This window comes from Flavonifractor sp. An112 (genome assembly GCF_002161085.1).
GTDB classification, from domain to species: Bacteria; Bacillota; Clostridia; order Oscillospirales; family Oscillospiraceae; genus Flavonifractor; species Flavonifractor avicola.
In genome coordinates this window covers 22,519-42,373 of the sequence record NZ_NFLU01000012.1, presented here as the reverse complement: position 1 = coordinate 42,373, position 19,855 = coordinate 22,519, and the positions used below count along the sequence as shown (strand labels likewise).

Below are 19,855 nucleotides of genomic sequence, written 5' to 3'. Positions count from 1 at the left end.
GACGTCACCATGATTCAAATCGACACCTCCAACGCCCGTTCTTTCCTGCCCGACACTTGGCTCACCAGCCGTCTGGACGCCCTGGAGAGCGCCCGTCAGAAGCTGGAGACCGGCAGCGGCGCCGGCGGCGACTTTACCGGCTGGGTCCACCTGCCCCGGGACTATGATAAAGAAGAGTTTGCCCGCATCCAGGCGGCGGCGGAGCGCATCCGCGCCACCTCCCAGGCCCTGGTGGTCATCGGCATCGGCGGCTCCTATCTGGGCGCCCGGGCCGTGGTGGAGCTGGTCAACTCTCCCAATTTCAACCTGACCCACAAGGACGGCCCCGCCATCTACTTCGCCGGCAACGGCCTGTCCACCGACGCCATGCTGGAGGTGATGGACCTCATCAAGGATAAGGACTGGTCCATCAACGTGATCTCCAAGTCCGGCACCACCACCGAGCCCGCCGTGGCCTTCCGTATCTTCAAGAATCTGCTGGAGGAGAAGTACGGCAAGGAGGAGGCCCGCAAGCGCATTTACGCCACCACCGACGCCCACAAGGGTGCCCTGAAGGGTCTGGCCGACGCCGAGGGCTACGAGGAGTTCGTGGTGCCCGACGCCATCGGCGGCCGCTACAGCGTGCTCACCGCCGTGGGCCTGCTGCCCATCGCCTGCGCCGGTGTGGACATTGCTGCCCTGATGGAGGGCGCCCGGGAGGAGATGGAGACCCTGGCTGTGCCCGGTGAGGCCAACCCCGCCTGGCAGCACGCTGCCGCCCGCCACGCCCTGTACACCGCCGGCAAGAAGGTGGATATCCTGGTGGGCTACGAGCCCTCCTTCCGGTTCTTCGGCGAGTGGTGGAAGCAGCTCTTCGGCGAGAGCGAGGGCAAGGACGGCAAGGGCCTGTTCCCCGCCAGCGTGGAGTTCACCGCCGACCTGCACTCCATGGGCCAGTACATCCAGCAGGGCGAGCGCCTCATGCTGGAGACCGTGGTGCGTTTTGCCAACAGCAACGGCCCCGCCATCACCATCCCCCACGACCCCGATAACGTGGACGGGCTCAACTTCCTGGCGGGCAAGGACCTGTCCTTCGTGGCCGAGCAGGCCATGCGGGGCACCCTGCTGGCCCATGTGGACGGCGGCGTGCCCAACCTGATGGTCACCGCCCCCGGCCGCTGCGCCAAGAGCGTGGGCGCGCTGATCTACTACTTTGAGTACGTCTGCGGCCTGTCCGGCTACCTGCTGGAGATCAACCCCTTCGACCAGCCCGGCGTGGAGGCCTACAAGAATAATATGTACGCCCTGCTGGGTAAACCCGGCTACGAAGATAAAAAAGCTGAGTTGGAAGCCAGACTGTAAGGCCTCCACAACAAGCGTTTTGCCGCAGGCAAAACCTTGATGCCGGGCGGATTTATTCCGCCCGAGCAGATCAAATCTTTGGGGTCCCCACGGAACTGTAGTTCCGTGGGGCGGCCTATAAGAACAATATGTACGCCCTGCTGGGTAAGCCTGGTTACGAAGATAAAAAGGCGGAGCTGGAGGCCCGGCTGGGCTAACAGTAAACCTGACGGTCACCCAGGGGTGGCCTGTGGGAATTTTTTGTGAACTTGAGCAAATCAGTTGCAATCCCACGGTAAAAATGGTAACATAAATGCACCAGGCCGGGGTGGTCCCGGCGGACTAAGAAGGAGTGATAACTATGGTGAGAGTGATCATGGGGGTCAAGGGCACCGGTAAGACCAAGCAGATGATCGAGCTCATTAACTCCGCTGTTCACAGCGAGAATGGCAACGTCGTTTGCATTGAGCGCGGCCCCAAGCTGACCTATGACATTCACTATAAGATTCGCCTGGTTGAGGCCAGCCACTTTGATGTCTGCAACTTCGACTTTATGAAGGGCTTCATCAGCGGCCTCTATGCCGGCAACTACGATATTACCCACGTGTTCATCGACAGCCTGACCAAGATCGTGACCGCCGACGTCACCGATCATGCCGTTGAGGAGTTCCTGGATTGGCTGAACAGCTTCTCCGAGAAGAACAACATCAAGTTCACCGTCACCATCAGCGCTGACGAGTCTCTGGCCACCGAAGGCATCAAGAAGTACTTCTAATGAACGAAAAACCGCCCTGCCGAAGCAGGGCGGTTTTTTTATGACCTTTTACATCTGCTCGTGGAAGGTGCGCTTGATGACCTCCAGCTGCTGCTCCCGGCTCAGGCGGGAGAAGTTCACCGCGTAGCCCGACACCCGGATGGTGAGGGTGGGGTACTGTTCGGGATGCTCCATGGCGTCCACCAGCAGCTGCCGGTTCATGACGTTGACGTTCAGGTGGTGGGCTCCCTGGAGGAAATAGCCGTCCAGAATATGCACCAGGTTGTCCACCCGCTCCCCCTGGCTCTTGCCCAGGGCGGAGGGCACGATGGAGAAGGTGTTGGACACGCCGTCCTGGCACACCGCCCGGTAGGGGATCTTGGCCACCGAGTTGAGGGAGGCCAGAGCGCCGCTCTTGTCCCGGCCGTGCATGGGGTTGGCGCCGGGGGCAAAGGGCTCCCCCGCCTTCCGGCCATCGGGGGTGGCCCCCGTCTTTTTGCCGTACATCACGTTGGAGGTGATGGTGAGGGCGGACAGGGTGTGGATGGCGTTCCGGTACAGGGGGTGTTTCTTCAGCTCGGCGGAGAAGTAGGACACCAGCTCCACGGCGATGTCGTCCACCCGGTCGTCGTCGTTGCCGTACTTGGGGAAGTCTCCCTCTACTTCGAAGTCCACGGCGATGCCCTTCTCATTGCGGATGGGGCGCACCTTGGCGAACTTGATGGCCGACAGGGAGTCGGCGGCGATGGACAAGCCCGCCACGCCGAAGGCGGCCAGCCGCTCCACCAGGGTGTCGTGGAGGGCCATCTGGCTGCTCTCGTAGGCGTACTTGTCGTGCATATAGTGGATGATGTTGATGGTATCCACATAGAGCTCCGCCACATAGGACAGCACCTTTTTATAGTTGCCCAGCACCTTGGGATAGTCCAGCACCTCGTCGGTGTCCAGCTGGATGCCGGGCACCACTTTGATGCCCTTCTTCTCGTCCACGCCGCCGTTGATGGCGTACAGCAGGCTCTTGGCCAGGTTGGCCCGGGCCCCGAAGAACTGCATCTGCTTGCCCACCGCCATGGCGGAGACGCAGCAGGCGATGCAGTAGTCGTCGCCGTACATGGGCCGCATGAGCTCGTCGCTCTCATACTGGATGGAGTCGGTGTCGATGCTCATTTTGGCGCAGTAGTCCTTGAAGCCCTGGGGCAGATGGGGGCTCCACAGCACCGTCAGGTTGGGCTCGGGGGCGGTGCCCAGGTTGGTGAGGGTATGGAGCATCCGGAAGGAGTTGCGGGTCACCAGGGTGCGGCCGTCCACTCCCATGCCGCCGATGGACTCGGTGACCCAGGTGGGGTCGCCGCCGAAGAGCTCGTTGTACTCCGGGGTACGCAGGTGGCGCACCAACCGCAGCTTGATGACGAACTGGTCGATAAGCTCCTGGGCCCCCTGCTCGTCCAGCACGCCGTTGTCCAGGTCCCGCTGGATGTAGATATCCAGGAAGGTGGACACCCGGCCCAGAGAGGTGGCGGCGCCGTTGTTCTCCTTGATGCCCGCCAGATAGGCCATATACAGGTTCTGTACCGCCTCATGGGCGTTCTCCGCCGGGCGGGTGATGTCGCAGCCGTACCTGGCGGCCATGGAGGCCATTTGCTCCAGGGCACGGATCTGCATCTGGACCTCCTCCCGCAGGCGGATGCGCTCGTCGGTCATGGGGCCGTCGATGCGGTCCAGGTCGGCCTGCTTCTCCTCGATGAGGAAGTCGGTGCCGTACAGGGGCACCCGGCGGTAGTCGCCCACGATGCGGCCCCGGCCATAGGCGTCGGGCAGGCCAGTGAGCAGGCCCGCGTGGCGGGCCAGGCGGGTGCGCTTGGGGTAGGCGTCAAACACGCCCTCGTTGTGGGTCTTGCGGTAGAGTCGGAAGTGGCGCTCGATCTCCGGGTTGAGCTGGTAGCCGTACTGCTCCAAAGCGGAGGTGGCGTTGCGGATGCCGCCGAAGGGGTTGACGATGCGCTTGAGGGGGGCGTCGGTCTGGAGGCCCACGATGACCTCGTTCTCCTGATCGATGTAGCCGGGGGCGAAGTTGTCGATGCCGGAGACAGCGTCGGTCTCCACATCGATGATCCCCTTCTTCACCTCCTCAATGATGAGGGCCTCGGCTTTTTTCCACACTGCCGCCGTTTTTGTGGAAACAGGGGCCAGAAAATCCCCATTTCCCGAATACGGAGTGTAATTCTTCTGAATGAAATTACGGACGTTCACCAAATGCCGCCACTCGCCGGTGCGAAACCCCTGCCAGGCGGCGCAATTTACATCAATGCTCATATGACGACTCCTTTTCTCAGGCCTGAACGCAGGTGCGGTTCAGGCGTTCATTCCAGTGCTCCAGGGCCGCCCCGTCCATGGGGGGCACCCCCTCCAGGGGGTAGGGCAGGCCCAGGGACGCATACTTGTGGACGCCCAGGGTGTGGTAGGGCAGCAGCTCCACCCGCTGGATGTGCTTCAGCCCCTTCAGATAAGCCTCCAGCCCGGCAAGGTGGGGCTCCCCGTCGGTGAGGCCGGGCACCACCACATGGCGGACCCAGAGGGGGACGGCGGCCTGCTGGGCCTGCTCCAGGAAGCGGTCAAAGGCCGCCATGGAACTGCCGGTGACCTGCCGCCAACCCTCGGGGGTGTAGTGCTTCACGTCCAGCAGGATCAGGTCGGTGTGCTCCAGGATGGCCTCATACTCCCCCAGACCGCACCCCGCCGTGTCCAGACAGGTGTGGATGCCAGCCTCATGGCACAATGCCAGGCACTGGGCCAGGAACTCCGGCTGGAGCAGGGGCTCCCCGCCGGAGAAGGTGACCCCGCCGGTGCTGCCGTAGTAGGGCTTGAAGCGGACCAGCCGCTCCACCAGCTGCCGGGGTGTGACGGTCTCTGCCGCTCCTTCCGCCGCCCAGGTGTCCGGGTTGTGGCAGTAGCGGCAGCGCAGGGCGCAGCCCTGCAGAAAGACCACCGTGCGGATGCCGGGGCCGTCCACCAGCCCCATGGATTCCAGGGAGTGGACCCTCCCCTGTGTCATAGGGAACCATACCTCCTTTTTTGCACAAAGAAAAGCCGACAATCCGGGCTTCTCTCGCCCAGACGGTCGGCTTTTTACTATCATACTCCATGTGGTAGGCTCCACATTATCCGTCAGTCATATGATATTCTTTTTATAGCATGGACCGCCCCACTTTGTCAAGGGACGGAGAAAGGCAGAGAAAACAAAAAAGACATCCAAACGGATGTCTTTTTTGGTGGTGGAGACGACAGAACTCGAATCTGTGACCCCTTGCGTGTGAAGCAAGTGCTCTACCGGCTGAGCTACGCCTCCATATTGGTGACCCGTACGAGACTCGAACTCGTGTTACCGCCGTGAAAGGGCGGTGTCTTAACCACTTGACCAACGGGCCATGTTGCCCAAGCGGGCCGAACGCTCGGAAAAGGGACCCCAAAAGACGGCACGTGCCGTCTTTTGGGTCTGGTAGCGGCACCTGGATTTGAACCGGGGACACTACGGGTATGAACCGTATGCTCTAGCCACCTGAGCTATGCCGCCATTTGCACCCGGACGAACAGGGCAAGAGATAGTATATCCGAAGTGTCCCATTTTGTCAACAGCTTTTTCGCAATTTTTTCAAAAAATTTCAGACGGGGGTTTTTAGTCGATCTTGTAGCCCACACCCCACACGGTTTTAATGAACCGGGGGTTGCGGGAGGGTTCCCCCATCTTCTCCCGCAGGCGGCGGATGTGGACCATGACGGTGTTGTTCCGGTCCAGGTACTTCTCCCCCCACACGCTCTCAAAGAGCCGCTCGGCGGAGATGACCTGACCCCGGTTTTCCGCCAGCATCCACAGGATGTCAAACTCGATGGGGGTGAGGTTGAGCTCCTTGTCGTACAGAGTACACTCATGGGTGGAGCGGTTGATAACCAGACCGTTGAAGTCCAGAATGTCCTTGCTGTCCCCCTTGTCGGCCTCGTTATAGCGGGTATAGCGGCGCAGCTGGGCCTTCACCCGGGCCATCAGCTCCAGGGGGTTGAAGGGCTTGGTGATATAGTCGTCCGCCCCGATGGTCAGCCCGGTGATCTTGTCCATGTCCTCCGCTTTGGCGGTGAGCATAAGCACCGGGAAATGGTGGTCCTTGCGGATCTCTCCGCACAGGGTAAAGCCGCTGATATCGGGGAGCATCACGTCCAGGATGGCCAGGTCCACCGACCGGCTGTTCACCACCGCCAGGGCCTGGGTGCCGGTGTTGCACTTGTAGACGGTGCAGCCCTCACTCTGCAAATAGACCTCTACCAGATCGGCGATCTCGGGCTCGTCGTCCACCACCAGAATGTTGGCCTCCATAGCCATCCCTCCTTTTGTCTCGATTATACCGGTCCGGCCGTATTTTCGTCAAGCCGGCGGAAAAAATGTAATAAAATCATAAGATGGGCCGGGCCGAGGCGCCGGTGGTGACTTTTCCCGCCAACAGTGGTACAATATAAGTCTACAATTCTGATTCTTCCAGAGAGAGGGCTGTTCCATGCACGACGCAGATACATTGCTGGCCCGGGTGGTGGCCCAGGCCAAGGCCCTGGGCATCCCGGTCTCTCCCCATATCCTCCCCCAGGTACGCCTCAACCGCCGGGCGGTGACCCGGTTCGGCTGCTGCATCCGGCAGGCCGACGGCACCTACCGCATTGAGCTGGCCCAGCGGCTGCTGGAAGCCCCGGAGGAGGCCTGCCTCCAGACCCTGGCCCACGAGGTGCTCCACACCTGCCCCGGCTGCCGGGACCACGGCGTCCGGTGGAAGGCCTACGCCGGGCAGATGAACGCCGCCTACGGCTATACCATCTCCCGCACCGGCACCTGTGACCAGCTGGGGGTGGAGGATATCCGTCCCATCCGCCATCTGGTGGTGTGTACCAAGTGCGGCCGGCAGTTCCCCCGCGCCCGCCGCTCCCCCCTGGTGGCCCACCCGGAGCGCTACCGCTGCGCCTGCGGCGGCGTGCTGCGCCTGGCGTATTAGAATGGAGGGAAGGCTACGAAAAAGCATAGCAAGGCCGCCCTGTTCAACCGCATTTTCTCCATCGCGGGTCTGAGCATCGGCGGCGTCATTCTCATTGCGCTCATCGTCCATGTGACACGCACCATGGATCTGCGGACCCTGGTGGCCCAGGTACAGCCCGGCTGGCTGCTGCTGGCCGCCCTGTGCATCCCCTTCAGCGAGAGCGTGGACGCCATCCTGTTCTACGGTATGGGCAGGGCCGCCGGCTGCCCCATGAAGCTGACCGGCTGCTTTGACGCGGCCTATATCGGGGAATTTTACTACAAGCTGGGCCCCGCCGGGGCCCCCATCCAGCTCAAGCTGATGTACGACGCCGGAATGTCCGCCACCTACACCGCCTCCATCTACACCTGGAAGGCAGTGGCCAACACCATGGTGTACACCGGCTATGCCGTGGCCGCCCTGGCCTATGAGCTGATCTGGCGAAAGGCCAGCCTGGGTGCCGCCGTGGCGGGGGCCGGGGTGCTCATCGCCCTCTACCTCTTCCTGTGCGGCCTGGCGGTCTTTACCGCCCTCCGTCCCGCCCCCATCCAGCGGCTCATCCGCCGCATCCTCACCTTCCTGTCCCGGCACTGGAAGGTGATGGCCAAGGAGGGTATGGTGGACAAGGGCATGAACAAGGTGGAGGAATTCTGCCAGCAGCTGGGGGCCTTCCAGGGCAACAAACGGCTGCTGGTCTGGCTGTACGCCGGGATGTTTGTGGAGCTCACCGCTCTGTTCTCCATCCCCTTCTTCCTGTACCGGGGGCTGGGCCTCACCGGCTTCTCCTTCTGGGAGCTGGTGATGGTACAGTGCCTGGTGATGGTGCTCTCCCGCATCATCATGCTGCCCGGCAACGCCGGAGGCGCGGAGGGCAGCTTCTATCTGTTCATGGGCCCCATCTTCGGGGAACATCTGGCAGTAGGTATGGTGCTGTGGCGCTTCGCCTCCTTCCTGGAGGTGCTGCTGCTGGGCGGCGCCTGGTCGGTGGGCCGGTTCGCCAAGCGCTCCGCCGCCCGCCGCCACGCCCAGGAAAAGGAGGGGCCCGCGTGAAGGGGAAATACACCCGTCTCAAACTGAAAATGCTGCTGGTGGTCATTGTGGGCACCCTCATTGCCGGAGCCGCCGGCATCTTCCTGCTGGAGGTAGTGGTGGACGGGGTGCTTCAGGACCCCTTCGCCCGGTTCTTCCTGTGGGCGGCCCAGACTCTCTTCGGCCAGAGCCCGGAGGATGCCGCCCACCTCTATCAGATCCTGATCCGGGACAATAAGCAGGAGATCCTCACCGTCTGCATCATGGTGCTCATGCTCATCGCCTTCTATCTGGCCATGGGCCGGTTCACCCACTGGCTGGAGGACATCCGGGCGGCCACCCGCCGCCTGGTGGAGGACCGGGAGGACCCGGTGGTTCTGCCTCGGGAGCTCTCCCCTATCCAGGACGATCTGAACGCCATCCGCCGCCAGCTGGCCGCCCGGGAGCGGGCCGCCCAGGAGGCGGAGCAGCGCCGGGGGGATCTGGTGGCCTTTCTGGCCCACGACCTCAAGACCCCCCTTACATCGGTGGTAGGCTATCTGACCCTGCTCCACGACGACCCCGGTCTGGCCCCGGAGCAGAGGGCCAAATTTACCGGCATCGCTCTGGACAAGGCCCTGCGGCTGGAGGAGCTGCTGGGGGAATTTTTCGACATCACCAAAATGGACCTGGACAGCGGAGCGGGGGAGAAGGTACCCATCCAGCTGTCCATGCTGCTGGAGCAGCTGGCCGACGAGTTCTACCCCCTCTTTGCCGAAAAGAACCTGACCTGCGTGGCCGACATCCAACCCCATCTGGTGGTGCGGGGGGACCCGGACAAGCTGGCCCGGGTATTCGACAACGTGCTGCGCAACGCGGTGAGCTACTCCATCCCCGGGGGCACCGTGGATGTGGTGGCCAGGGCCATGGGCTCCTACACCGAGATCACCATTCAGGACGAAGGGCTGGAGATCCCCGAGGGGGAGCTGGCCAACATCTTTGAAAAATTCTACCGGCTGGACGCCGCCCGCTCCACCCGCACCGGCGGGGCGGGGCTGGGTCTGGCCATCGCCAAGGAGATCGTGGAGCTCCACGGCGGCTCCATCCGCTGCGAAAGCAACGGCAAGCTGACCAGCTTCATCATCTCCCTGCCGCTGTACCGAGGAGGAAAGACATGACATTGGAAGAGATTGCTCTGGCCCGGCTGACGGGCAACCGGCTTTTATACCTGGATATGCTGGAGGTGCTCCGCCGGGGGACTGCCCAGGTCCGCCGGGCGGGGGAGGACGGGGTACTGCTCTACGATCCCCCCAGCGAGGTGTGGTTTGTGGACGCGGAAACCCCCGCCGTCCTGGAGGAGATGCTCCCCCTCATGGAGGGGTGTACCATCCTGACCGGCCACCAGATGTGGTACAAGGACATCCTGGCCGCCCACTTCGGCTTTCAGACCGAACAGATCTGCCGCCAGTCGGCCTGGCTGAACCCTCAGCCCCCCGCCGTCCCACCCTTCGGCGGGGAGATCCGGCGGCTGGACCGCAGCTGGGCGGTGTGGGCGGAGGAACACTACAGCCACTCCTTCGGCGGGGTGCCCTACATGGAGGACGCCATCCACCGGGGGATGCTGGGGGCCTTTGTGGACGGGCAGCCCGCCGGGTTTATCGCCACCCACATCGAGGGGTCCATGGGGATGCTGGAGGTGCTGCCCCAGTACCGCCGCCGGGGCATCGGAGAGGCCCTGCTGCTGGCCATGACCGTCTTTTGCATGGAGCAGGGACAGTACCCCTACGGCCAGGTATTCACCGACAACGGCCCCTCCCTGGCCCTCCAGCGCAAGGTGGGCATGACCCTGTCGGAGGAGCTGCTGTTCTGGCTGTTCTGACAGATGCAAAAAGGGTCTGTTGCAAAATGCGCAGCTCGTACAAAGACCCGTCATTCCGAGAAAAACGGCCGCCCGGTGGGCGGCCGTTTTTCGTGGGAATCCGCCCCTTTTGCCGAGGAAACGGATTGCCACGCCAGTGTGCGCACTGGCTCGCAATGACAGGCTTGTGCAAAACAGCTATTTTGCAACAGGCCCTTTTTCTGCATTTATGCCTCCGTGCCGTGGGCGATGGGCCCGAAATCCTGGAAGGGCAGAATCACCCACAGGGCCCGGCCCAGCACATACCGCTCGTCCACCGTGCCCAGGGTCACATCCCGGCTGTCGGAGGAGTGGTTGCGGTTGTCGCCCATGACGAAGATGGAGCCCTCGGGCACCACCACGTCGGTGAGGGTCTCCCCGCCGGGCTGGCGCATGACCTCCTCCGGATTGATATAGGGCTCGTCCAGCACTTCGCCGTCCACGGTGACGGTGCCCGCGTCGTAGTCGATGACCACGTGCTGACCGCCGGTGGCGATGACCCGCTTGACGATGGGGCCCTCGGAGGCGTCAAATTCCTTGGTGAGCACCACTACGTCTCCCTGCTTGGGGGTATAACCGATGCTCTGTAACAGCAGCAGGTCCCCGTCGTGGAGGGTGGGATACATGGAGGAGCCCACCACGCCGATGATGCGCCCCACGAAGGTGAAGATGAGGATCAGGGCCACCAGCACCATCACCAGGGCCTGTAACCAGAAGTAGAGGTCCACCTTCAGGGCGTCCTTCCCCTCCAGCTCCTGCTCCTGGGTCTTTTCTTTTGCCAATGCCATCAGCTCCATATGCTTGGAATATGCAAATTATAGCCCGATTTTCCCCCGATTGCAAGGGAAATTCGCGTCAGCGGCCCTCCTGCCAGGCTCTTTCCCGGCTGTGGCAGGTGAAGAGCAGGATCTGCCGCTCCTCCCCCAGCTCCTCCAGGCACTCCAGCGCCAGGGCCGCGCGGCTGTCGTCGAAGTTGGCCAGGGCGTCGTCCAGCACCAGGGGGCAGGGCTCCTCCTGAGGCAGCACCAGCTTGCAGGCCGCCAGCCGCACCGCCAGATAGAGCTGGTCCGCCGTTCCCTGGGACAGGGCCAGGGCCCGCCGGGGCTGGAGGCCGCCGGCCTCCTCGGCCAGAGCCTCAAACTGCCGGGTGAGGGACACCTTGTCGTACTTGCCGCCGGTGAGCTTGGCCAGATAGTCCCCCGCCAGATGGTTGAGGGCGGGAGAGAACCGGGCCTGAAGGCCGGCGTGGGCGGCGTCCAGGGCCTTGAGGGCGGTCTCCAGAGCGGCGTGCTCGGTCTGCCGCCGCTCCAGCTCCTCCCGGGCCTCCTCCTGCCGCAGCTCCAGCTCCGCCGGATCGCCCAGGGTGTTCAGCTCGCCCTGGGCCATGGCCAGGCCGCTGCGGAGCCGGGACAGCTCCCCCTCCGCCGCGTTGAGCCGGGCCGCCGTCCCGGCGGGGTCAAACCGGGGCTCCACTCCGGGGTCGGCCGCCACCGGCTCGGGCCGGGGCAGGCTGGCGGCCAGCTTTTCCGCCCCCTCCAGCTTCACCTGGGCGGTGGCCAGCCGCTCCTCCAGCTGGAGGGCACGGGAGATGGCCGCCGACACGCCGAAGGTGTCCTTTACCGTGGGGGCAAAGGGGTGGACCAGCTCCAGCAGGGCCTTGCGGGTGTTCTCGTCCTGGGCCAGCAGGGCGTCCAGAGCCTGCTGGGCCTCCTCCCGCTGTTTGGCGGCCTGTCCGGCCACCACACAGGCCTCCCGGTAGGCGCTGGCCCGGTTCAGGATACCCTGGGGGTCCTCCGCCTCATAGCGCTCCAGCAGCTCCGCCGCCAGAGTCCCGGCCTGCTTTTTCCGCAGGGCGGCCGACACAAACAGGCCCACACCCGCCACGGCCAGCACGCCGCAGGCAGCGCCGCCCATCCACAGGGCAGGCAGCACGCCGGTAAAGGCCAGCACCAGGGACCCGGCGGCCAGCGCCAGGGCAACGGCGCCCCCGGCATACAGTCCGCCGCAGCGGGGGACCTCCCCCGCTGTTTGAGCGTCGGCGCTGGCCTGCTCCCAGGCCTGGTCGGGGGTCATGTCGGGGAACAGGGGGTCCACCGCGGCGGCGGCAGCTTCCGCCTCCTGGGCCTTGGCCTGCTCCAACCGCTCCTCCGCCTGCTTGCGGCTGGTGTGGAGGGCGTTGAGCTGGTTCAGTTCCCCCTGGGCCTTCTGCAGGGTGGCCTTGTCGGGAGGCGTGCCATAGCGGTTAAGTTCCGCTTCGATGGTGTCCACCTGTCCCCTGGCCGTCTCCAGAGCGCTCTGGGCCTCCTCCCACCGCTGACGGCGGGCAGCCATAGCCCGGGCCAGGTGGGCGTCCCGCTCGGCCTGAAGGCGCTTGTGCTCGGTCTGGAGCTTGTCCATCTCCCGGCGGGCCTCCTGGGCCAGCCGGAAGGCCTTGGCCTGACGGCCCGCGATCTCGTCGTTGCCGGCCAGCTCCTCCTCCAGCTTGGGGATGAGTCCGGTCTTGTTGTGCTTGCGGCGGTTGAGCCAGTCCCGCAGGCGGCGTTCCACCTGGGAGTAGGACACGTCCTCCTCTCCGCTGGAGGCCAGGGCGGCGATACGGGCCTCCAGGGCGGGTGCGCCGTCAATAGCCGCCCCTCCCTGGCCCACAAAGGCGGAGCGCTCAAAGACCTCTCTGGGCGCGCCGATGAGGGTCTCCCCCACGTTATCGGCGGTGAGGTATCCCACCGGCTCCCCGGTGTCGGTATACACCGCCTCAAACTTGCCGAAGGGGGTGTTGCCCTTGGGGCCACGGCGAAGGGTGATCTGCTCCCCCTTCCACTCCAGCTCCACCACGCCCTCCATGGCCCCGCCGTTCCAGGGCTGGTAGCGGTTCTTTTCGGCGATGTAGCCCTGCTTGTCCCGTTCCTTGGTGTTGATGCCGTAGAGCATGGCCCGCAGGAAGGCCGACCAGGTGGACTTGCCCCCCTCGTTGGGGGCCTCGATGATATTCAGCCCCTCCTTCAGCTCCAGCTCCCGGTGGTCCAGGCCGCCGAAGGTGGCTTTCATACGAATGATTTTCATGGGCAGGGGTCCTCCCCGTTTTCCAGCGCCGCCAACGCAAACCGGGCGGCCAGCTCGGCTTCCGGTCCGCCCTGGGCCTTCAGCTGGCGGAGGACCAGGCCGGTGAGGGAGTCCTCCCCCGCCCGTTCCCACAGGTCCCGCAGCTGTCTGGTGTGGTCCCGGATGGTGACGCTGTAGTAGTATGGTTGGGCCTGGGCGGTGAGAGCCGCCAGATCAGGCGGTCCAAAGGACCGCTGGCCGGTGAGCAGGATGCGGCAACAGTCGCCGCAGGGCTCCGCCGGCAGCACCTCCTCCAGGGCCTGGGCGGCGGTGTCCGCCCCGGTGACGTCGGCCTCCACGATCTCATACCGCCGGGCGGCCAGGGGTACGAACCGGGCGGTGACATCGCTGGGGTCGTCCCCCACGGTGACCACCAGCACGCCCTTGTCCCCCGTCTCGTCAAAACCCCGGCCCTCGGGGCAGCCGGGGTAGGCCCACCAGGTATCCCCCGCCTTCTGCAAACCGGAGCAGGCATGGATATGGCCCAGGGCCAGATAGGTCAGGCCGCTGGCGGCGATGTCGGCGGGATCGATGGGGCCGTAGCGGCCCTTGCCGTCCACGTCGCCGTGGAGGGCCATCAGGTGGATGCCCCCGTCCCGGGGGACGGTAAAGCCCATGAGGGGGGAGCGGTCGGCCTGGGGGGTGGTGAAGGCCGCGCCGTGGACGGTGCAGCCCAGCTCCGGCAGGGCCACCGACTCCACCGACACGGTGGAGAAGATGTGTACGTTGTCAGGCCATACGGTGTTGGCGTATACCGACCGGGGGCCGTAACAGTCGTGGTTGCCCGGGGCGATGAACACCGGGGCCTGGATCTGGCCCAGGGTGCGGGAGAGGGCCTCCACCGTCTCCTGGTAGGTCTGGCTGGAGTCCAGCAGATCGCCGGAGAGGAGCACCAGGTCGGCCCTCACCTCCTGGGCCAGATCGGCCAGCCGGTCCAGCAGCTGCCGCTGCTCCTCCCGCCGCTGCCTGGCCTTGTCGGGGGGCAGGGCGGCAAAGGGGGCGTCCAGATGGAAGTCCGCCCCGTGAATGATGGTTAACATAAATGTATGTTCCTTTCCAAAAGGATATTACGAAAAAGCAGAGAACGCTGTAAGAAAGGCGCCTCGCAGAGTTCGCGCCCGCAGGCGCGAACAAAAATCATAATCTCGTTTTCTCCGGCGACATGTGCGTCGGAGAAAACACTTCTCAGCACGCAAGTGCAGACTTTGTCTGCGCGCAGCGGGCTGCCTCCCCCTCAAAAAAGTGGCTGCGCCACTTTTTTGAAAGCCGCAGGCTTGGTCAGTCCCGCAGGTCCAGCCGCTCCACACCCACGCACTTGCGGGCGTCGGTATCGATGGAGAAGAGGACGCTCTCCAGCTTACAGGGCCCGTCCGCCTGCTCAAACCGCCGGGGCAGGCCACCCAGAAAGCGGTTGATGGCCTGGTCGGGCCGGATGCCCAGCACGCTGCGGGCGGGGCCGGTCATGCCCAGGTCGGTGACGAAGCCCAGCCCCTTGGGGAGCACCTGGGTGTCGGCGGTGGGCACATGGGTGTGGGTGCCCCACAGGGCCTGGACCCGTCCGTCCAGGTAGTAGCCCATGGCGCCCTTCTCGCTGGTGGCCTCGGCGTGGAAATCCACCAGTACCACGTCCACCCCTTCCATCCGTTTCAGCACCTTGTCGGCAGTGGTGAAGGGGTTTTCAAAGTTGCTGTCCATCTCGCACCGGCCGATGAGGTTCATCACGCCGATCCGCAGGCCCTTGGGGCCGTCGTACACCCCCCAGCCCCGGCCGGGCACCCGGTTGGTGTAGTTGGCGGGCCGCAGGGTATAGCGGTCGTCCTCCAGAAAGTCGGCGATCTGGATGCGGTTCCAGGTGTGGTTGCCCAAAGTGATCACGTCGGCCCCGGCGTCGAAGATGTCCCGGGCCTGCCGGGGCAGGATGCCCACGCCGGAGGCGTTCTCCCCATTGACCACAGTGAAGTGGACCTCATGGAGCTTCTTCAGGCTGCGGAGGTGACGGTTCAGGTACTCCACGCCGCTCTCGCCCACCACATCACCTACCGCCAGCACGTTTAAGATCATAGTCTGCCTCCCTCTGTGTTTTTACGCAGTGGTTCTATTATATGTGATTTTTCGGAAAAGGGCAATTCTTCTTTGCCGGCTGGAGACGCAAAAAAGCACGCCCGAGGGCGTGCTTTTTTGTCATTGCTCCTTCAAGCCCAGCAGCACCTGACCGGCGGAGCGGGCGAAGAGCCGGGCGGCGGACAGGGCCTCCTGGAGGGTGTTGCCGTGGGTGCCCACCTCCACCAGCAGGGAGCCGGTGGACAGCTCCTGATTGTAGCTAGAGGAGCGGAAGGTCATGGGCCGGGCCAGGGTGGGATAGAGGGTATTCATGCTGCTCTGGATCTTGCAGGCCAGGGCCAGATTCTCCATCCAGTGGGGGTTGCTGCCGTCCTGACCATGGCCGATAACCAGCATCACCTGGGCGGTATCCACCCCGTCGATGACCGTCACCGCCTTGTACACCGTGCCGTCCTCCCCCGCCAGGGCATCCCGGTGGACGTCCAGCACAATCTTGATGGAGGGATATTGCTCCAGATAGTCCTGCACCGTCTGGGCGGAGCGGGTATAGGCCCCGTTGTACTGGGGGTAGTCGTGGACGGTGCGGTCGTGAATGACCGACAGGCCCATCTCGGTGAACACCCGCTCCATCTCGTCCCCCACCCGCAGCATATTGTCCTCCTCCTCCAGGGTGCGGGCCACCCCGCCGTCGGGGGTATACACGTCGGTGCCGTCTGGGGTGTATGCCTCGGTGGTGTGGGTATGGATGATAAGGATCTGAGGTCCCTCGGCGGGCAGGGTGATGTTCACCGACGCCTGGGCCGCCGCCGCCAGATCCACGGACTCCCCGGTGCGGTTATAGAGATACAGGCCACCCGCCACGTCGTAACCCTCCGGGCTGGTAGGGATCAGGGTGCGGGCGATGATATCCGAGGGGGCGGTGGTGGTCTGGGGCTCCTCCACCAGGTCGTCGTGATCCTGAGCAGGCTGTCCCGCCGGCAGTTGTATTTCCTCCGGCACCTCTTGTCCCAGATGCTGGGCCACCGCCTCCTGATTGCCTGCCAGCAGCAGGGACTGGCCCACCGCCAGCCGGTCCCAGCCGTCCAGTTTGTCCAGGGTGTCGCCCCCTGTCTTGCCCAGTTCCGCCGCCAGAGCGGTGGACACAAAGGCGCCGCTCTCCCCCAGGCTTTGCAGCGCCCCCGCGCCTCCGCCGCACAGAAGCAGCAGCCACACCGCCAGGGTGGCCAGGAACAAAGCGGCACTCCGGCGGAACAGTCGTTTCCATAAGATCGGCCCTTTCATATCGCACCATCCTCATCTGTAATGTGGGATCCTTTCGGTCCCTTCTACCCTATGCGCCCATTCCTCCGGGTATGCCTTGTCCCAAATCTCACCGGCGGTGGAAATTATTTTGACTGTCAAAGGATTCCCTTGACATTTTTCTACAATCCGGTATAATTCAGTTGCGAAACAAGCCACGCAGAAGGGAGGCCCTCAGTGGAGTATTCCAGCGAAATCATCAACCATTTTCTTTCCGACGTCTTTGGCGACATCCTGAAGCGGGAGGAGGCCACCCTGGCGGCAGGGGACCTGTCCCTGCGGGAGGTACAGCTCATTGACGCCATCTGCCGCACCGTGGACGAGGGGGGCGACAACCGCTCCACCGCCATTGCCTCCGCCCGGCAGATGCCGGCGGGTACCCTGACCTGCGCCGTGGGACTGCTGGAGAAGAAGGGCTATCTGGTCCGCCGCCGGGACGAGAAGGACCGGCGGGCGGTGCGCCTGCTGCCCACCCAGCTGGGCCGGGCCGCCAGCGAGCGGCACCGGGCCTTTCACCGCCGTCTGACCGACCGGATGCTGTCCGCCCTGACCGATCAGGAGGCCTCCGCCCTGGCGCGGGGTATGGAAAAACTGACCGCTTTCTTCCGCGGCGGAGCCCAGGCTCCGGCGGAGTCACAACCATAAAGATCTGATGAAATGAGGTACGTTATGAGTAAGATCGCCATTGCCACTGACAGCAACAGCGGCATCACCCAGGCTCAGGGCAAGGAACTGGGTATTTTTGTTCTGCCCATGCCTTTCTATATCAACGACGAGCTCTTCCTGGAGGACATCACCCTCTCTCAGGAGCAGTTCTATGAGCGTCTGGCTCAGGACGCCGACGTCAAGACCACCCAGCCCTCCCCCGGCGACGTCACCGACCTGTGGGATAAGATCCTCCAGGACTATGACCAGATCGTGTACATCCCCATGTCCAGCGGCCTGAGCAGCTCCTGCGAGACCGCCATGATGCTGGCCCAGGACTACGAGGGCAAGGTGTTTGTGGTCAACAACCAGCGCATCTCGGTGACCCAGCGCCAGTCGGTGCTGGACGCTCTGGAAATGGCCCAGGCCGGCAAGTCCGCCCAGGAGATCCACGACCATCTGGAGCGCACCAAGTTTGACTCCGATATCTACATCACCGTGGACACCCTGAAGTACCTGAAAAAGGGCGGCCGCTGCACCCCCGCCGCCGCCGCTCTGGGCGCCGTGCTGGGCATCAAGCCGGTGCTGCGGATCAAGGGCGAGAAGCTGGACTCCTTCGCCAAGGTCCGTGGCTGGAAGGCCGCCAAAAAGACCATGATCGACGCCATCCACCACACCATGGAGACTGAGTTTGCCGGGCTCTCCGGTCCGGAGCAGCTCCACATCGCCGCCGCCTACACCGGCGACCGGGCCGACGCCCAGGAGTGGCTGGAAGAGCTGGAGGCTATTTTCCCCGGTTATCCCATCCATATGGACCCGCTGTCTCTGTCGGTGGCCTGCCATATCGGCCCCGGCGCCCGGGCTGTTACCGTAACAAAAGCGCTGGAAAAATAATAATATTACTGAAAAAGGGACGCAAATGCGTCCCTTTTTCCTGTTATTTGCCCTTTTCTGACACAAACCTGCCATCGATGGGAACAATTTAAAAATCATGCACATTTTCTTCACAGTTCCGCCACAATTACAGGGTATTCTAAGACTCGTTCAAAGGAAACCGCAAAATCCGCTGGTAAAGGAGAGATCCGTTTATGTATTACAGTGATTATAACCGGCCCCCCGAGGACCGCGACTCCGTCATAGAAACCAATCAGTTCCATGTGTATGACGCCGTACCCCCCAAGGAAAAGAAGAAGGGCGGCTTTGGTAAGTTCATTGCCGTTGGCCTGTGCTGCGCCATCATCGGCGGCGCGGTGGGCGGCGGCGGCGTGTGGGCTGTCAACCGCTTCGGCGGCAACTCCACCACCATTTACGAGGGCACCCGTCCCACCGCCGTGTCCCTGGCCAACGTGGACGGCAAGACCGTCCTCTCCGCCGAAGAGGTGTACGCCTCCAACCTGGAGTCGGTGGTGGGCGTCAACGGCAACGTGACCACCAACGTGTGGGGCCAGACCGTTAAAAACGCCGTGTCCGGCTCCGGTTTCGTCATCAGTTCCAATGACACCGCCAGCTACATCCTTACCAACTACCATGTCATCAACGGCGTCAGCGACATCACCGTATTCTTCTCCGACGGAAAGAGCTATGACGCCACCCTGGTGGGCGGCGAGGAGGAGAACGACATCGCCGTGCTGAAGATCGACCAGGGCAACCTGCGGCCCGTGGTGCTGGGCGACTCGGACGCCATCAATGTGGGCGAGGATGTGTACGCCATCGGCAACCCTCTGGGTGAATTGACCTTCACCTTCACCGGCGGCTACGTCTCCGCCAAGGACCGCTCGGTCACCATGAGCGACGGCACCGTCATGAACATGATCCAGACCGACACCGCCATTAACTCCGGCAACTCCGGCGGCCCCCTCTTTGACAAGTACGGCCAGGTGGTGGGCATCGTGTCCGCCAAGCTGTCCTCCAGCTCCAGCTCGGAGGCCTCTGTGGAGGGTCTGGGCTTCGCCATCCCCATCAACGACGTGAAGGACATGGTCACCTCCATTATGGAGAACGGCTATGTCACCGGCAAGCCCAACGTGGGCGTGCTCATCAACGCCGTGGATGAAAGCGTTCAGCGCTACGGCGTGCCTGCCGGTGTGGAGATCATGGCCATCCTGGACGGCTCCTGCGCCCAGAAAGCCGGCCTCCAGGTAGGCGACATCATCACCGCTGTGGGTGACACCCAGGTATCTACCGAGACCCAGCTCCAGAGCGCTGTGAAGGATCACAAGGCGGGAGAGTCCGTCACCTTCACCATCTACCGGGACGGCAACACCTCCACCGTCAATGTAACCCTGGATGAGGACAACCAGGAGCGGCAGGAGGCCATGAATCAGCTGAGCGAGGAGTACAACAGCCAGCAGCAGCAATCCCAACCCCAGCAGGGCGGCAATTACTACTACAACTTCCCCTTCGGCAACTGGTAAGCATCTGAGCAAAGACCCCCGGCGCACTGGGCATCCCAGTGCGCCGGGGGTTTTCGTTCCATCGGTAAGGCCGCACCGGAGTGAGGGCGTGTGTTTTGCAGCGCAGCGGTAATGATATCCCCTGGCAAACGGGCGGGTTCGGTCTTCGCCCCCTACAGAGCGGCGCTTTTCATCCGCAGGGACCATGTCCCCACCGGCCCGCCGTTCCTTGCCGTGGATCGCCGGCGGGGGTAAACCGCCGTCCTACTCAGCGCTGAAACATTGGACGTCCACAAGCCCTACGCTAGAGCTGTAAAGTCCAGCAAAA

17 protein-coding genes, 3 tRNA genes and 1 riboswitch are annotated in these 19,855 nt (G+C 63.6%); of the genes, 9 read left to right on the top strand and 11 right to left on the bottom strand.

Annotated features, from left to right (window positions below; genetic code table 11):
* Nucleotides 1–9: 9 nt before the first annotated feature.
* The gene (locus tag B5E56_RS11325; RefSeq protein ID WP_087390159.1) at nucleotides 10–1,341 is read left to right on the top strand and encodes a glucose-6-phosphate isomerase; all 1,332 of its coding nucleotides are present in this window, start codon (nucleotides 10–12) and stop codon (nucleotides 1,339–1,341) included.
* 340 nt (nucleotides 1,342–1,681) lie between these two features.
* A complete protein-coding gene (locus B5E56_RS11315) occupies nucleotides 1,682–2,095 on the top strand; it encodes a hypothetical protein (RefSeq protein ID WP_087188461.1) in 414 nt (137 codons plus the stop codon).
* Nucleotides 2,096–2,143: 48 nt separating this feature from the next.
* Here B5E56_RS11315 and pflB read toward each other — a convergent pair whose 3' ends face one another.
* The 6 genes from pflB to vanR all read right to left on the bottom strand — a co-directional run bounded on the left by pflB (nucleotide 2,144) and on the right by vanR (nucleotide 6,440).
* Nucleotides 2,144–4,387, bottom strand: coding sequence for a formate C-acetyltransferase (gene pflB / locus B5E56_RS11310; RefSeq protein WP_087390156.1), 2,244 nt, complete (start codon nucleotides 4,385–4,387; stop codon nucleotides 2,144–2,146).
* A gap of 16 nt (nucleotides 4,388–4,403) precedes the next feature.
* Nucleotides 4,404–5,126 carry a pyruvate formate-lyase-activating protein gene (gene pflA, locus B5E56_RS11305; RefSeq protein WP_087390153.1) on the bottom strand — a complete coding sequence of 241 codons (723 nt, stop codon included), beginning with the start codon at nucleotides 5,124–5,126 and terminating at the stop codon, nucleotides 4,404–4,406.
* A gap of 49 nt (nucleotides 5,127–5,175) precedes the next feature.
* A riboswitch (ZMP/ZTP riboswitch) is annotated at nucleotides 5,176–5,257 on the bottom strand.
* An 87-nt stretch (nucleotides 5,258–5,344) separates the two neighbouring features.
* Nucleotides 5,345–5,420, bottom strand: a tRNA-Val gene (locus B5E56_RS11300).
* A 4-nt stretch (nucleotides 5,421–5,424) separates the two neighbouring features.
* A tRNA-Glu gene (locus B5E56_RS11295) sits at nucleotides 5,425–5,499 on the bottom strand.
* Between the two features lie 69 nt (nucleotides 5,500–5,568).
* Nucleotides 5,569–5,645 (bottom strand) — tRNA-Met (locus B5E56_RS11290).
* A gap of 102 nt (nucleotides 5,646–5,747) precedes the next feature.
* Nucleotides 5,748–6,440, bottom strand: a complete 693-nt coding sequence (gene vanR, locus B5E56_RS11285) for a VanR-ABDEGLN family response regulator transcription factor (RefSeq protein ID WP_087390149.1) — start codon at nucleotides 6,438–6,440, stop codon at nucleotides 5,748–5,750.
* Between the two features lie 178 nt (nucleotides 6,441–6,618).
* Here vanR and B5E56_RS11280 point away from each other — a divergent pair, with 178 nt between their 5' ends.
* The 4 genes from B5E56_RS11280 to B5E56_RS11265 are packed head-to-tail and all read left to right on the top strand — an operon-like array spanning nucleotide 6,619 to nucleotide 10,012.
* Complete coding sequence (locus B5E56_RS11280; protein WP_087390146.1) at nucleotides 6,619–7,104, top strand: SprT-like domain-containing protein; 486 nt, start codon at nucleotides 6,619–6,621, stop codon at nucleotides 7,102–7,104.
* Between the two features lie 39 nt (nucleotides 7,105–7,143).
* Nucleotides 7,144–8,175 (top strand): lysylphosphatidylglycerol synthase transmembrane domain-containing protein, encoded by a 1,032-nt coding sequence (locus B5E56_RS11275; protein WP_087390143.1) that lies wholly within the window; start codon nucleotides 7,144–7,146, stop codon nucleotides 8,173–8,175.
* The gene (locus tag B5E56_RS11270; RefSeq protein WP_242958925.1) at nucleotides 8,172–9,311 is read left to right on the top strand and encodes a sensor histidine kinase; all 1,140 of its coding nucleotides are present in this window, start codon (nucleotides 8,172–8,174) and stop codon (nucleotides 9,309–9,311) included. The genes B5E56_RS11275 and B5E56_RS11270 overlap by 4 nt, the downstream gene beginning before the upstream one ends.
* Nucleotides 9,308–10,012, top strand: a complete 705-nt coding sequence (locus tag B5E56_RS11265; protein ID WP_087390140.1) for a GNAT family N-acetyltransferase — start codon at nucleotides 9,308–9,310, stop codon at nucleotides 10,010–10,012. Before B5E56_RS11270 ends, B5E56_RS11265 begins: the two co-directional genes overlap by 4 nt.
* A gap of 206 nt (nucleotides 10,013–10,218) precedes the next feature.
* On the opposite strand, the gene lepB is transcribed toward B5E56_RS11265, so the two are convergent.
* From lepB to B5E56_RS11240, 5 genes are all read right to left on the bottom strand, one after another.
* Complete coding sequence (lepB, locus tag B5E56_RS11260) at nucleotides 10,219–10,812, bottom strand: signal peptidase I (protein ID WP_242958923.1); 594 nt, start codon at nucleotides 10,810–10,812, stop codon at nucleotides 10,219–10,221.
* A 73-nt stretch (nucleotides 10,813–10,885) separates the two neighbouring features.
* The gene (locus B5E56_RS11255; protein WP_087390138.1) at nucleotides 10,886–13,090 is read right to left on the bottom strand and encodes an ATP-binding protein; all 2,205 of its coding nucleotides are present in this window, start codon (nucleotides 13,088–13,090) and stop codon (nucleotides 10,886–10,888) included.
* Complete coding sequence (locus tag B5E56_RS11250; RefSeq protein WP_087390135.1) at nucleotides 13,087–14,169, bottom strand: metallophosphoesterase family protein; 1,083 nt, start codon at nucleotides 14,167–14,169, stop codon at nucleotides 13,087–13,089. Before B5E56_RS11250 ends, B5E56_RS11255 begins: the two co-directional genes overlap by 4 nt.
* 238 nt (nucleotides 14,170–14,407) lie before the next feature.
* Nucleotides 14,408–15,190, bottom strand: coding sequence for a TIGR00282 family metallophosphoesterase (locus B5E56_RS11245; RefSeq protein ID WP_087330223.1), 783 nt, complete (start codon nucleotides 15,188–15,190; stop codon nucleotides 14,408–14,410).
* 120 nt (nucleotides 15,191–15,310) lie between these two features.
* Complete coding sequence (locus B5E56_RS11240) at nucleotides 15,311–16,471, bottom strand: stage II sporulation protein P (protein WP_087390132.1); 1,161 nt, start codon at nucleotides 16,469–16,471, stop codon at nucleotides 15,311–15,313.
* A gap of 195 nt (nucleotides 16,472–16,666) precedes the next feature.
* On the opposite strand from B5E56_RS11240, the gene B5E56_RS11235 reads away from it, so the two are divergent.
* The 3 genes from B5E56_RS11235 (at nucleotide 16,667) to B5E56_RS11225 (ending at nucleotide 19,548) form a co-directional block, all read left to right on the top strand.
* Entirely contained in the window at nucleotides 16,667–17,134 is a 468-nt protein-coding gene (locus B5E56_RS11235) for a MarR family winged helix-turn-helix transcriptional regulator (protein ID WP_087390129.1), read from the top strand.
* A gap of 24 nt (nucleotides 17,135–17,158) precedes the next feature.
* Nucleotides 17,159–18,028, top strand: coding sequence for a DegV family protein (locus B5E56_RS11230; protein WP_087390125.1), 870 nt, complete (start codon nucleotides 17,159–17,161; stop codon nucleotides 18,026–18,028).
* Nucleotides 18,029–18,222: 194 nt separating this feature from the next.
* Nucleotides 18,223–19,548 (top strand): S1C family serine protease, encoded by a 1,326-nt coding sequence (locus B5E56_RS11225; RefSeq protein WP_087390122.1) that lies wholly within the window; start codon nucleotides 18,223–18,225, stop codon nucleotides 19,546–19,548.
* Nucleotides 19,549–19,855: the final 307 nt, after the last annotated feature.

Bases quoted from the DNA above. Each gene is read 5' to 3' on its own strand.
- B5E56_RS11325 (WP_087390159.1), top strand. From the start codon at position 10: ATGATTCAAATCGACACCTCCAACGCCCGTTCTTTCCTGCCCGACACT.
- B5E56_RS11315 (WP_087188461.1), top strand. From the start codon at position 1,682: ATGGTGAGAGTGATCATGGGGGTCAAGGGCACCGGTAAGACCAAGCAG.
- B5E56_RS11280 (WP_087390146.1), top strand. From the start codon at position 6,619: ATGCACGACGCAGATACATTGCTGGCCCGGGTGGTGGCCCAGGCCAAG.
- B5E56_RS11240 (WP_087390132.1), bottom strand. From the start codon at position 16,471: ATGAAAGGGCCGATCTTATGGAAACGACTGTTCCGCCGGAGTGCCGCT.
- vanR (WP_087390149.1), bottom strand. From the start codon at position 6,440: ATGGAGGCCAACATTCTGGTGGTGGACGACGAGCCCGAGATCGCCGAT.
- pflA (WP_087390153.1), bottom strand. From the start codon at position 5,126: ATGACACAGGGGAGGGTCCACTCCCTGGAATCCATGGGGCTGGTGGAC.
- B5E56_RS11255 (WP_087390138.1), bottom strand. From the start codon at position 13,090: ATGAAAATCATTCGTATGAAAGCCACCTTCGGCGGCCTGGACCACCGG.
- B5E56_RS11265 (WP_087390140.1), top strand. From the start codon at position 9,308: ATGACATTGGAAGAGATTGCTCTGGCCCGGCTGACGGGCAACCGGCTT.
- B5E56_RS11250 (WP_087390135.1), bottom strand. From the start codon at position 14,169: ATGTTAACCATCATTCACGGGGCGGACTTCCATCTGGACGCCCCCTTT.
- B5E56_RS11230 (WP_087390125.1), top strand. From the start codon at position 17,159: ATGAGTAAGATCGCCATTGCCACTGACAGCAACAGCGGCATCACCCAG.
- pflB (WP_087390156.1), bottom strand. From the start codon at position 4,387: ATGAGCATTGATGTAAATTGCGCCGCCTGGCAGGGGTTTCGCACCGGC.
- B5E56_RS11245 (WP_087330223.1), bottom strand. From the start codon at position 15,190: ATGATCTTAAACGTGCTGGCGGTAGGTGATGTGGTGGGCGAGAGCGGC.
- B5E56_RS11225 (WP_087390122.1), top strand. From the start codon at position 18,223: ATGTATTACAGTGATTATAACCGGCCCCCCGAGGACCGCGACTCCGTC.